The 12,883-nt window shown below is 64.2% G+C and carries 9 protein-coding genes and 2 pseudogenes; 7 read left to right on the forward strand and 4 right to left on the reverse strand.

Annotated elements, in window-relative coordinates; genetic code table 11:
• Positions 1-59: 59 nt before the first annotated feature.
• Entirely contained in the window at positions 60-2,792 is a 2,733-nt protein-coding gene (locus IVB19_RS19320; RefSeq protein ID WP_018458080.1) for a bifunctional diguanylate cyclase/phosphodiesterase, read from the forward strand.
• 273 nt (positions 2,793-3,065) lie between these two features.
• Here IVB19_RS19320 and IVB19_RS19325 read toward each other — a convergent pair whose 3' ends face one another.
• The gene (locus tag IVB19_RS19325; protein WP_026233497.1) at positions 3,066-4,403 is read right to left on the reverse strand and encodes a S41 family peptidase; all 1,338 of its coding nucleotides are present in this window, start codon (positions 4,401-4,403) and stop codon (positions 3,066-3,068) included.
• Between the two features lie 304 nt (positions 4,404-4,707).
• On the opposite strand from IVB19_RS19325, the gene IVB19_RS19330 reads away from it, so the two are divergent.
• From IVB19_RS19330 to IVB19_RS19355, 6 genes are all read left to right on the forward strand, one after another.
• Positions 4,708-5,841: an alpha-hydroxy acid oxidase gene (locus IVB19_RS19330; protein WP_018458083.1), complete on the forward strand. Its 1,134-nt coding sequence runs from the start codon at positions 4,708-4,710 to the stop codon at positions 5,839-5,841.
• Positions 5,842-5,855: 14 nt separating this feature from the next.
• The gene (locus IVB19_RS19335) at positions 5,856-6,482 is read left to right on the forward strand and encodes an HAD family hydrolase (protein ID WP_018458084.1); all 627 of its coding nucleotides are present in this window, start codon (positions 5,856-5,858) and stop codon (positions 6,480-6,482) included.
• A gap of 166 nt (positions 6,483-6,648) precedes the next feature.
• Positions 6,649-6,840, forward strand: a complete 192-nt coding sequence (locus IVB19_RS19340) for a hypothetical protein (RefSeq protein WP_026233498.1) — start codon at positions 6,649-6,651, stop codon at positions 6,838-6,840.
• Between the two features lie 238 nt (positions 6,841-7,078).
• The gene (locus tag IVB19_RS19345) at positions 7,079-8,290 is read left to right on the forward strand and encodes a molybdopterin molybdotransferase MoeA (protein WP_018458086.1); all 1,212 of its coding nucleotides are present in this window, start codon (positions 7,079-7,081) and stop codon (positions 8,288-8,290) included.
• A 176-nt stretch (positions 8,291-8,466) separates the two neighbouring features.
• The gene (gene lexA, locus IVB19_RS19350) at positions 8,467-9,168 is read left to right on the forward strand and encodes a transcriptional repressor LexA (RefSeq protein ID WP_026233499.1); all 702 of its coding nucleotides are present in this window, start codon (positions 8,467-8,469) and stop codon (positions 9,166-9,168) included.
• Between the two features lie 493 nt (positions 9,169-9,661).
• Positions 9,662-10,096 (forward strand): hypothetical protein, encoded by a 435-nt coding sequence (locus IVB19_RS19355; RefSeq protein ID WP_018458088.1) that lies wholly within the window; start codon positions 9,662-9,664, stop codon positions 10,094-10,096.
• A gap of 138 nt (positions 10,097-10,234) precedes the next feature.
• Here IVB19_RS19355 and IVB19_RS19360 read toward each other — a convergent pair.
• The 3 genes and pseudogenes from IVB19_RS19360 to IVB19_RS40705 all read right to left on the reverse strand — a co-directional run.
• Positions 10,235-11,311, reverse strand: a pseudogene (locus IVB19_RS19360) (ComEC/Rec2 family competence protein); the annotation flags it as partial.
• Positions 11,312-11,343: 32 nt separating this feature from the next.
• Entirely contained in the window at positions 11,344-12,477 is a 1,134-nt protein-coding gene (locus tag IVB19_RS19365; protein WP_247819785.1) for a tyrosine-type recombinase/integrase, read from the reverse strand.
• Positions 12,478-12,503: 26 nt separating this feature from the next.
• Positions 12,504-12,749 (reverse strand): annotated as a pseudogene (locus IVB19_RS40705) (excisionase family DNA-binding protein); the annotation flags it as partial.
• Between the last annotated feature and the right edge of the window lie 134 nt (positions 12,750-12,883).

Raw genomic sequence — 12,883 nt, forward strand, 5'->3', positions numbered from 1 at the left:
CCAACGGATGTTTCCGGGGCCAAGAATTGACCCTGGCGTGTGCACGACAACGATCGATCATGATGACGGGATTCGGCAGTCGCCTTTTTGACCAGGCCTTCGTGCGCAGCGGACCGATCCGCTGGCTGGTGGTGGGCGGCACACTGTTGATCGCTGCGATCGCCGTCGGCGCGACGCTGATGGCGCAGAATTTCCGCGAACGTGCGCTGCGCAGCTCCGGGCGCGAGCTGGAAAACACCGTGCTGATGCTGGCCCATCATTTCGACCAGCAATTGCAGGATTTCGCGGTCATCCAGAAGGATTTCGTCGACTACGTCCGCGCAAGCGGCATCACCAGTGCGGCGGACTATCGCAAGCGCCTCGCCGGCCAGGACCTCCACCGGATGCTGCGTTCGAAGATCGAGGCACTGCCCTACATGGGCGGCGTCAATATCATCGATGCCGAAGGCAATTTGATCAATTCGTCGGCGGCATGGCCGGCCCCGAACGTGAACGTTGCCGATCGCGCCTATTTCCAGACCTTCCGGTACGATCCCGACGCTCCCGACGTCCTGATCGAGCCACTCTACAGTCGCATCTCCGGCGCATGGACCATCCTGATCGTGCGCAAGGTCGTCGGACCGAACGGCGAATTCATGGGTGTGGTCGGACGCGGCATCGAGCCGGCAAACTTCGAAAAATTCTTCGAGTCAGCCGTGCTCGGCGAAAGCACGACGATCTCGATGCTGCACCGGGACGGCACGATGCTCGCCCGTTATCCCCATTCCAGTGAATTGATGGGACGGAATTTCAAGAACGGTCCGTTCGCGCATCAAAGGGTTTTCGGGCTCGACCATTTTACCGGCCGCTTCATGAGCCCCGTTGACGGCGAGGACCGGCTGATTTCCTCACATGCCCTGCCTCACTTCCCGATCCTGATGATGGCCACCACGACGCGCGCGACGGCCCTGACGGACTGGCGCGAGCAGATCGGCATCCTGATCTCGGTCGCGGCCTCTTCCGCGCTCGCCATCGCGGGCGTGTTGATCGCGATCGTTCGCAAGCTCCTGGAGCAGCATCGTCTTTCGCGGGAACGGCTGACGCTGGAAAAGCAGCGTCTCGACCGCGCCGTCAACAACATGACCCAGGGCCTGCTGCTGTTCGACGCCTCGCAGCAGCTCGTGATCTGCAATCAGCGCTACATCGAGATGTACGGGCTGTCGGCCGAAATCGTGAGACCCGGCTGCAGCTTTCACGACATCATTGCACACCGCAAAGCCACCGGCTCGTTCACCGGCGATGCGGACCAGTATGTCGCACGGGTCCTGCGCGACGTCCACGTGCGCAATTCCATGGTGGTCGAGACCTCCGACGGTCGCTCGATCCAGATCGTGAACGAACCGCTCACGGATGGCGGCTGGGTGGCGACGCATGAGGACATCACGGAGCGCCGGCGTATCGAGGAGCGCATCACCCATCTCGCTCATTACGACGCACTGACCGACCTGCCCAACCGCACCATGTTCCACGAGCATCTGCGTCAGGAACTCGATCTCGTCGCCGGCGGCGAACAACTCGCGGTGCACTACATCGACATCGACGAGTTCAAGGGCGTCAACGACGCGCTCGGGCATCTCGTCGGCGACGAGCTCCTGAAGTCGGTCGCGCAGAGCCTCCACCGCTGTGCGGGGCCGACGGACTTCGTGGCGCGCCTCGGCGGCGACGAATTTGCCATCGTCCAGAGCGCGGTGACATCGCTGGATCAGGTCAACGAACTCGTCGCGCGGGTGTTTGAGGCCATCCGCGCGCCGTTCGACTGCATGGGACATCATCTTGCCACCGACGCCAGCATCGGCATCGCGCTGGCGCCGCAACATGGAACGGCGCTGGACCAGATCCTGAAGAACGCGGATATGGCGATGTACGCCGCCAAAGCCGCCGGGCGCCGCACCTACCGTTTTTTCGAGCCGGAGATGGACGCCAAGATCCACGAGCGGCGGCAGCTCGAGATCGCCCTGCGCCACGCCATCGCCCAAGGCGGACGCGAAGGCGGCCTCGAGGTGTATTACCAGCCCTGCCTCAGCCTGAAGGACGACCGCATCACCGGCTGCGAGGCGCTGGTGCGCTGGCGCCATCCCGAGCGCGGCATGGTCTCGCCGGCCGAGTTCATTCCGATCGCCGAGGACACCGGCCTGATCAACGAGATCGGCGAATGGGTGCTGGCGACCGCCTGCCGGGACGCGGCGAACTGGCCCGACGACATCCGCCTCGCCGTCAACGTCTCGCCGGTGCAATTCAAGAGCGGCACGCTGGCGCTGAAGATCATGGCGGCGCTTGCCGCCTCCAATTTGTCGGCGAGCCGGCTCGAGCTCGAAATCACCGAGGCGGTGCTGATCCGCGACGACGACACGGCGCTTGCGATCCTGCATCAACTCCGCGCCATCGGCGTCCGCATCGCGCTGGACGATTTCGGCACCGGCTACTCCTCGCTAAGCTATCTGCACCGCTTCCCGTTCGACAAGATCAAGATCGACCGCTGCTTCGTCAACGACATCGCCGGCCCCGACGGCTCCGCCAGCATCGTGCAGGCGCTCGTCAATCTCGCGGCCGCCCGCCGCATGACCACCACGGCCGAGGGCGTCGAGACCGAGGAGCAGCAGCGGTTGCTGCGCGCGCTCGGCTGCTCCGAGATGCAGGGTTATCTGTTCAGCGCCGCAAAGCCCGCCGACAAGGTGCTGGAGCTGTTCGCAGCTCATCGCAGCCGTCTCGCCCGGCGTAATGGCGAGGAAGGCCGGCGCCGCGAGGCAAGCTAGTTCGGACCTCGTGGTCGGCGCAGCGGCATTCCCAGAAGCTCTCCTCGATACACACGACGCAGGGTGTCGCGGAGGTCATGCAATCGCTGGAGTTGCGGGTCCAGCGGCGAGGTCTGGTCGAGCGCGACCGCGCCCGCCGCTGGGCCGAGCGCGATGGCTGCTACGAGGCCACCTTCGCGGCCATGAACCCGAGCTGACACAGCGTCCCGAAACAAGTTCGCCCGGGAACGGCTATCCGCTCCCGGGCGATCAACACCTTACCGTCGCGAGCGCCTAGTTCGGCACCGCAGCCTTCGACGCCGGCTTGGCGGCGACCGCATTCGCGGTTTGGCCGTGCAGGAAGTCGTAGGCCGTATGCAGGGCCTTGTCGTCTTTCGCTTCCGGTGGGACATAGGACTGCGACCCGGTCTGCTCGGTGCCGTCGGCTGCCTGGAGATGACCGCGCATCTGGGACTCCGCCATGGTGTCCATCCGGCCCTTCAGCTCGGGCGGCACGTCTTGGAGGATCTCGATGTCGGGCGCGATGCCCTGGGCCTGGATCGAGCGGCCCGAGGGCGTGTAGTAGCGCGCCGTGGTCAGCGCCAGCGCGCCGTTGCCGGTGCCGAGCGGAATGATGGTCTGCACCGAGCCCTTGCCGAACGAGCGCGTGCCGATCAGCGTCGCGCGCTTGTGGTCATGCAGCGCGCCGGCCACGATTTCCGAGGCTGAGGCGGAGCCGCCGTTGACGAGAACCACCAGCGGCTTGCCCTTGGTGAGGTCGCCACCATGGGCGGTAAAGCGCTGGGTCTCTTCCGGATTGCGGCCGCGGGTCGAGACGACCTCGCCACGCTGCAGGAACGCGCTCGACACCGACACGGCCTGGTCGAGCAATCCGCCCGGATTGTTGCGCAGGTCCATCACGTAGCCTACCAGCTTCTCCGGCGGAACCTCCTTGGTGATCGATGCGATCGCCTTCTTCAGGCCATCGGTGGTCTGCTCGTTGAACGAGGTGACGCGGATATAGCCGATATCCCCGTTCTCGACGTGGAAGCGCACGGGACGCACATGGATGATCTCGCGCTTGATCGCGACGTCGAGCGGGGCGTCGGCGCCCTTGCGCACGATCGTGAGCTTGGTCTGGGTCTCGACCGGCCCCTTCATCTTGTTGACGGCCTGCTCGAGCGTCATGCCCTGCACGGCATCGCCGTCGATCTTGCTGATGAGGTCGCCCGACATGATGCCGGCCTTGGATGCCGGCGTGTCGTCGATCGGCGAGACGACCTTGACCAGCCCCTCCTCCATCGTGACCTCGATGCCGAGCCCGCCGAACTCGCCGGAGGTGGTCTCCTGCATCTCGGTCCAGGCCTTGTCGTTCATGTAGCGCGAGTGCGGATCGAGCGAGGTCACCATGCCGGTGATCGCGCCTTCGATCAGCTTGGCATTGTCAGGCTTCTCGACATAGCTCGCCTTCACCCGCTCGAACACTTCGCCGAACAGATTGAGCTTGGAATAGGCGTCATCCGCGCTCGCTGCCGCCCGTGCCGCCCATACGCCGCCGTGCGGACTGGCTACCAAAAGGGTCAGACACGCTCCGGTGAGCGCGCCCAGTGGAAACAGCAGGGTTTTCCGCATGGATAGGCTGGCCTTTTTGCTTCGCGGTTCGGTGGGGCTGGGAGCCGCCATGCAAATGGCGATCCAGCCTGCTTCTCACAATACCATTCTGGTTTCTTCAAGGCCGGGATGCCACGCCGGCGGGTACACCGTAAAAATCGGTTGGTCCGGACCTAAACTTTCGGCAACGTTGCAGGACCGGTTCGTGCGCCGCGGGGGTCGGCCGGCCGGCCCGCGCCTCGCAGCCATGCCATTTTAGGATGGTTTTGGCGCCCCGGACGGGTTAGGCGATCAGGGAAGGCTTCAAATTCTCGGGAGGATAACAATGAACGAAGCACCCCGCATCCAACCGGAAAGGAACGTCGAGCTCGGCGCCAGCACCGAGCCGTTCCAGAATCTGCATGAATTCATCCGGAAAGCCCGCGCCAACCTCAACCAGAATGCATGGGACTATATCGTCGGCGCGGCCGAGACCGAGACCACGATGCGTCGCAACCGCATGGCGCTGGACGAGATCGCTTTCCGCCCGCGCGTGCTGCGCGATGTTCGCAAGGTTACAGGTTCGGTCGAACAGTTCGGCCGCAAGATGCGCCTGCCCGTGGTCCTCGCCCCGGTCGGCGCGCTCGAGATCTTCGATCCGGATGGTGCGGCGAGCGTGGCACGCGCCTGCGGCACTTTCGGTGCGGCGCACATGCTCAGTTCGGTGTCCGAGCCCGGCCTAGAAAAGACCGCCGAAGCTGCGTCCGACGCGCTGCGGCTCTACCAGCTCTATGTGCGCGGCGATGACGCCTTCGTCGCCGACGTCGTCAGCCGGGCCGAGAAGAACGCCTACGCCGCCTTCTGCCTGACCGTCGACACCGCCCACTACAGCCGCCGCGAACGTGACATCGCCAAGCGCTACGTTCGCGAGAGCCGCTTGCGCGCCACCGGGGGCGATTACCAGAAGGGTCTGGAGTGGCGGACGGTGAAGATGATCAAGGACAAGTTCAAGATCCCGCTGATCCTCAAGGGCATCGCGACGCCAGAGGACGCGCTGATCGCGATCGATCACGGCGTCGAATGGATCTACGTCTCCAACCATGGCGGCCGTCAGCTCGATCACGGTCGCGGCGCCATGCACGTGCTGCCCGAGATCGTCGACGCCGTGAACGGCCGCGCCAAGATCATGGTCGATGGCGGTGTCTGTCGCGGCACCGACATCGTCAAGGCGATCGCGGCGGGCGCCGACCTCGTCGGCATCGGCCGGCTGCAATGCTGGGCGCTGGCGGCGGCCGGCGAAGCCGGCGTGGCGCGCATGCTGGAACTGCTCGAGGACGAAGTGCTGCGCTGCCTCGGCCTCTTGGGTGCGACCTCGTTCGCCGAGGTCAACAAATCCTGCCTGCACCAGGCGACCGCAACCAACGCGCCGAGTGTGTTCAGCGCGTTTCCGCTGTTCGACCACGAGCCGTATCGATACTGAGTGAAAGGACGCAGGTGACATCGCTCTCTCCCGGCAGCGCGGATGCGCTCCTGTTCGATCTCGGCCGCGTCGTGCTCGATATCGATTTCTCCAAGGCGATCGCCTGCTGGGCGGGACATGCCGGCTGCAAGCCCGAAGCCATCGTCGCGCGCTATGTGCGGGACAGCGAAGCCTATCGGTTGCACGAGATGGGGAAGATCAGCGATGAGGACTATTTCGCCTCATTGCGAGCCTCGCTCGGAATCGGCATTTCGGACGCGCAATTCCTGGAAGGCTGGAACGCGATTTTCGCCGGCGAAATGCCTGACATCGCCGAGCTGCTGCCGCGCGCAGCGAAACAGATGCCGCTCTATGCTTTCTCCAACACCAACCGGCCGCACGTGGACCATTTCTCGAGGGAATATGCCGACCTCCTCGGCCATTTCCGCGAGCTGTATTTGTCGTCCAGCATCGGCCTGCGCAAACCGGATGCGGAGGCCTTCGACCACGTCGTTGCGGCGATCGGCGTGCCCGCCGGGCGCATCGTGTTCTTCGACGATCTTGCCGAAAACATCGAGGGAGCGCGCGCGCGCGGCTTGATGACGGTGCATGTGACCTCGCCGCGTGACGTCGGGAACGCATTGAAGGCATTGGGCATTTGACGACGTCCGTTGTCGCGAAACCCACGACGGCACGGCCCGACGGACCAATTTTGAAAAATTGAGGAACCGGATCACTTTGTGCATTTTTATACAGAGTTCCGGGAACGGAATACCGCCTTCCGGACTCTTAGAGTCCGTTGGGACTTCTACGGACGGATGCATCATCGTGCTGGGCAAAACCTACCTCACCAAGCAGGCCTCTCTTCTTCTTGAATTCGCGAGGACAACTTCAGATTCGGACCTTTCCGCCAAGCTTGTGAGCAAGGCCGCCGACCTGAAATCCCAAGCCGACCCGCTGCCGGACAAGGATCAGGGATCCAAGGCGCCCGACGTAACTCCCGGGCAGGCAGGGAGCTGATCGATTCAGGCCATGGCGCGTTCTCGCCTTGCCATGATTTTCGTCGCTTCCATGACCACTCTCCTGCCGATCTGTGACCTCCTTCGGATCATGCCGCGACGCGCTTGATCCTGCCTTCCGGAACAATGTGAAGGGGCGGGATGACTGTGCCTGCTCAGCCGCTTTTGCCTCTGCGCCTGCGCTCGGCTAGAAGACGTGCGGAACATTCGCCCGAACGTGCCGAGCAGGAGTTTTCGCCGTGGCCTTGATGCCGGTTTCTGACGCGCTTGCCGCGGTGCTGGCGGGTGCAGAGCCGCTGCCGGAAGAAATGATTTCCCTCGACGAGGCCTACCATCGCGTGCTCGCGCGTGACGTCGTGGCGCGGCGCACGCAGCCGCCGCAAGCGATGTCGGCGATGGACGGCTACGCGGTGCGCGCGGCCGATGCCGCGACGATCGATTCGGAGCTCACCGTCATCGGCGAAGTCGCAGCGGGCCGACCGTTCGAGGGGACGGTCGGAGCCGGCGAGGCCGTGCGGATCTTCACCGGCGGCGTCGTTCCCTTTGGCGCGGACGCCGTCGTGATCCAGGAGGACACGGTCGCCGCCGGCAAGCGCATCACGATCAAGGAAGCCGCGATCGCCGGCCGGCACATCCGCCCCGCCGGCGTCGATTTCCGCGAGGGCGACGTGCTCCTGCGCAAGGGAAGCCGTCTGACCGAGCGAGACCTCGCGCTCGCCGCCGGGATGAATCATCCGCACCTTGCCGTTGTCAGGCGTCCGAAGGTCGCGATTCTCGCCACCGGCGACGAGCTGGTGATGCCGGGCACCACGCCCGGCCACGGCCAGATCGTCTATTCCAACGGCTACGCCCTGCACGCGCTCGCCCGCAGCGAGGGCGCCGAGACCATCGACCTCGGTATTGCCGCCGACACGCTCGAGGCCACCACCGCCGGCATCCGCCGCGCCCGCGAGAGCGGCGCCGACGTCCTGATCACGACCGGCGGCGCATCGGTCGGCGACCACGATCTGGTCCAGCAGGCACTGCGGGACGAAGGCATCGCGATGGCGTTCTGGAAGATCGCGATGCGGCCAGGCAAGCCGATGATGCACGGGCGACTCGGCGCAATGGGTGTGATCGGCCTGCCGGGCAATCCCGTATCGTCCTACGTGTGCGCTTTCCTGTTCATGGTGCCGCTGATTCGCGCCCTGTCGGGCCGTTCAGTGATTCACCATCGCCGTGAACGCGCCGTGCTCGGCCGCGACGTCGGCGCCAACGACCAGCGCGAGGACTATCTGCGCGCGCATCTTGAGGAGCGTGACGATGGCACACGCGTCGTTGTTCCCGTCAATCATCAGGACTCTTCGCTGCTTGCGAATCTCGCTGCAGCACAGGTACTTCTCGTCCGCGCACCATTCGCGCCGAAGGCCGAAGCCGGCACGGCTTGCGAAGTGTTGCGGCTCCCCGTCTGAGCGCCCCCGCAACGCGCGTTCCGCGCACTTTGCTCTGTTCACGGTAAATTAAGCAGTTGCGGAACATGTATCGAACATATAGTGTCTGTTCATGATTTGTTTCGAGCATGCAGCGGCTTATGGCCGAATTCAGCGTCTCGGAATCGGACGACATCAACCGGGGGACTTTGGTCGAGATGTTAACGCGCAAACAATACGAGCTTCTGCGGTTCATCAGTGAACGTCTGAAGGAAAGCGGCGTGCCGCCCTCCTTCGACGAGATGAAGGATGCGCTCGATCTGCGCTCGAAGTCGGGCATCCATCGCCTGATCACGGCGCTCGAGGAGCGTGGCTTCATCCGACGCCTGCCCAACCGCGCCCGTGCGATTGAAGTCATCAAGCTGCCGGAGCTCCAGGCAGCCGCTGGCAGCCGCCGCGGCTTCACGCCGAGCGTCATCGAGGGCAATCTCGGCAAGGTGCGTGCGAGCGCGAGCCTGCCCGCTGACGAGGGCGAACGTCCCGTCGCGGTGCCGGTGATGGGCCGCATCGCGGCCGGCACGCCGATCGAGGCGTTGCAGACCCGCAGCCATACTATCAGCGTACCGCCTGACATGCTCGGCTCGGGCGAGCATTACGCGCTGGAAGTGCGCGGCGACTCGATGGTCGAAGCCGGCATTCTCGACGGCGACATGGCCCTGATCCAGCGCAACGAGAGCGCCGATACCGGCGACATCGTGGTGGCGCTGATCGACGACGAGGAAGCGACGCTGAAGCGCTTCCGCCGTCGCGGCGCCTCGATCGCGCTCGAGCCCGCCAACGCGGCCTATGAGGTCCGCATCCTGCCGCCCAACCGGGTGAAGATTCAGGGCAAGCTGATCGGGCTTTACCGGAAGTACTGATACCGGGAGTCTTTCTATCGGCAGTACTTCATATCGGAAGCACTTCATGCCGGAGGTGCTTGGCGCCTCGCGCGCTTCCGATCGACATCGCCGGTCAGAGATTGGAGCGGATCATCGTCCGCTCCGGCTGGATAGCCTTTCTGGTTCTGCACAGACTATCCGGCCCCTCCTCCAACGCTGGCTCCTCGCCACGCCGACGAAGCAGCACCGCTTCAAGCAGCACCGCTTCGCGGCTCGGTTGTTCGAGGAAACAGCGACCAGCGGTCAAGTTCGGCCGTTGCAGCCAAGTTGGCAATGTTCGCGTACGCGCCTCCCGAATGCATCGCGGCGAGCTTTGTTCCTATTGAATTCGGGAAAGATAATGTGATCGCGGCTTGCGGAAGCCAGCCGCAGATTTGCCCACAACCAAGCAGAGCGTTCGTGCTTCCACTCTGATAGAGGCCTGCGCCTCGATAAGAGACGCGGGTTGCTATCCCAGCATGAGGAGCACCCGATGTGTGACTACAGCCTACATGCCGTCGCGTCGCGCCCCGCCGAAGTCGGCGAGACGATCGTCACGACAAGCTTCCGCGGCACCTCGACGCGCGGCTTCGCCTCTGCAGCCGATCCGTCTGTTGCCGTCTGCCTGCTGCCGGGGACGGAGCTCGCCTTCGCCGACGACGTCCGCTACGACAATCGCTGGATCTGGACGCGCACCATCAATTCCCGCGTGGGCAAGTTCGGCAAGATCGATCCGCACGTTCCCGACCGCCATCATGATGCGATCGAATTCCCCGACGGCAAATACGTGCTGGTGACGCAGCTCGTCGAAGGCCAGCGCGCGACGGTGCTGCAACTGCCGGTGACTCAGTCGGTCACCGAGCGCGAGCACAAGGCGCAGATCACCGCCGACAGGCAGCCGACCGTCACGCACCTGCCGATCGGCTGACAGAGCCGCCCTCCGGCTACGAAGTCGGAGGTCAGGATTAAATCGCCATCGCCGGCCGTGGCCGGCGAGATGGTGTGGTTTGCACCCCGCTAATCCGAACGGACGCACCGAACCACTGCGTTGCTCCGCACCATCAGATCAATCGTCGGCTTGCAGGTCGGTGTCCGCCGGCGTTGCGTCCTTGATGCGAGGCGCGGTCGACTTTGGCGCGAGGCTGCCGTCGAAATCACCCTCGCCGGCGCCGGCCGGCAACCAGGGGCGGCTCGTGCCTCTCGCCCTCACTGCCTGAACCACAAAACCGTCACCACGCTGCGTCAGCGCCAGCGCGCTCTGGCTGGCGAGCCGCTGCCGATCGACCACCATCGCCGCGCAATCAGGCGGTGCGGGACGAGTCGTCACCACCAGCGCGGCCCGACTGCAATCGTCCGCGAGAGCGTCGACGCGCAGTGCCAGCGCGACCAGCCTCCCGTCGGCCAGTGGCGTCACGCAGCCGGATTCGTCGCAGGACACGCCATCGGCAAGCGAGGCTCTGCCCGCATCGCGCGGATCGGCCTCGGCAGCGAGCCATTCCTTGAGCAGAAAGCTGTCCTTGTTCGTCCTGATCAGGTGCAGATATCCGTCCCTGCCCCGCACCGCGACGCTGGCGCCATCCCCGGCAATCAGGATGTCGGGCTGCCGCGCCGACAGTCCCCAGAGGATCGCTGCCAGCAGCACCAGGGCGCCGGACCAGCGCAGCGGCGTGCGCAACAAGCCGAGCACAATGATTCCCAGGCTCGCCGCGATCAGCGGCGCGATCCCGAACGCCGGGATGCGGCCCACCGCGCCCGGCAAGGCCGCGACCCAGCGCGAGACCGCGACCATCCACTCGATGCCAATCCCCATCAGCCACCAGAACACGCTGTCCAGCCCGAACGGCGCAGCAAGCAGCCCCAACAGCCCCGCCGGCATCACCAGCGCAGAGACCACCGGCATCGCGCCGAGATTGGCGAGCACGCCGAACGGCGTGACACGGTGGAAATGAAAGGCGGCATAGGGCGTCGTCGCAAGTCCCGCAATCAGCGAAGCCATGAACAGCATCGCAATCTCGCGCCCACCCCACATCGCAATGCGCGCAGTCGCCGAATTGTCCGGCGAGGCAAACAAATTGGGCATGCCGATCTGCACCAGTGCGACCAAGCCGAGCGTTGCCGCAAACGACATCTGAAATGTGGAATGCGGATTCCCCATTCCTTTGTTAACTCAGGTGCTTAACCCACCTCCCGGAGTTTACTCCGGGACTTTTTCCGGGACTCTGCGAGCCGCTCGACCGCTGCGGCAACGTCCTCATCCAGCACATGCGCGTATCTCAGGGTGCTTTTAAGGTCCCTGTGATTGAGCGCCTTTTGCACCAGCTTGAGGTTACCGCTGTCGCGAAGAAGCTTCGTTCCGAAGTCGTGCCTGAAGTCGTGGAAGCGGAAGTCCTTCAGCCCAGAGCCGGCCCGCAGCCGCTGCCAGGCCGTCTTAGCGCCCGTGTAGGTCAGCGGGTAGCGCTGGCCCCTCACCCGGCCAAGTCGCTTGTTGCCGTAGACCGCCACGTAGGTGAAGCAAAACTCCGGGTGCTGCTCCCGCAGCGGAAACAGGATCTCGCGGACCGCTGCCGTGATCGGAAACACTACGCGCCGCCCACCCTTGCCGAGACGGACAATTTGCTTTGTGCCGAAATCCACCTCGGACCACCGCAGCGTCACACATTCCCTCAGCCGCATGCCGCTGGCGCGAACGAAATCAAAGAACGGTGCGTAGTCGAGCCGCATCGCTTCCTCGAGCGCATCGGCCTCCTCACCCTTGAGTTCGCGGACTCGCTCCTCCGGCTCTGCCAGCAAAAGCTTGCCCCACTCGGGCTCATTTTCGAATACCACCTTCTCGGCCTTGGCGAAGGTGAACAAGCGCTGCAGCACCTTGGTCGCCGACCGGTTGACCGTAGCGTTTGAGACCAGCGGCAGGGCCTGCTCCGCTTCCTTGGTACGCTTGCCGCGGCGAGAGACCCGGTGGCCACGCCGCCACGCCACCAGTTCCTTGGCGGCCTTGTGGTCGATTTCTGTTAGCGGCTTCTCCTTGCCAAAGTACTCGATCAGCCGCGCCAGATTGGTCTCGGTTGCCTTCGGCTCCGAGTCGTATTGCGCGCTATCCTTCCAGAGGCGGTCGGCAACGTCATCAATGGAGAGCGACGCCTTGGAGCGCCGCGTCGCCTTCACAAGCGCCTTGGCCTTCTCTAGCTGTGCAGCCTCGAACTTTTCTGCATCCCGTCTAGTCGCGCATTTCGTGCTGCCATGAAACCGATGACCTTCGTGCTGGAAGTCGAATTGGTAATACGGCGAACGCTTGTCACGGTAGACGGACACGGCACTTCCCTCCTGCGGCGGCCTTCAATGAACTCGTTCAGATCCGTCTCAGTGAATCGCCGGCGTGGCCGCTTTTTGCCGAGGCCGACGTTGATGTATCCGAGGGCGCCCTCGCTAACGAGGTCGCGGAGATGATCTTCGGTGATGTTAAGCCAAGAGGCCGCCTGCTCGGGTGTGAGCAAGCGGTTATTGTCGTTGTCGGGATTGGGCAAGAGCGCGCCCCTGAATGAAGTTGCTCTGCTCACCTCGCCGGCTGAGGCCGACGCACTCATCGAACTGTACACGGTCGCTCCGGGACGAATGCGGCACAAACCTGCTTTTCAGCGAATTTGTAACACTTCGTTACCGGCCCCAGCTGGCGCTCCGGGAGGAACCTAGCATCATTGCCCGGCTTGCTGTCTTGCTA

Source organism: Bradyrhizobium sp. 187, assembly GCF_023101005.1.
GTDB lineage: Bacteria > Pseudomonadota > Alphaproteobacteria > Rhizobiales > Xanthobacteraceae > Bradyrhizobium > Bradyrhizobium canariense_D.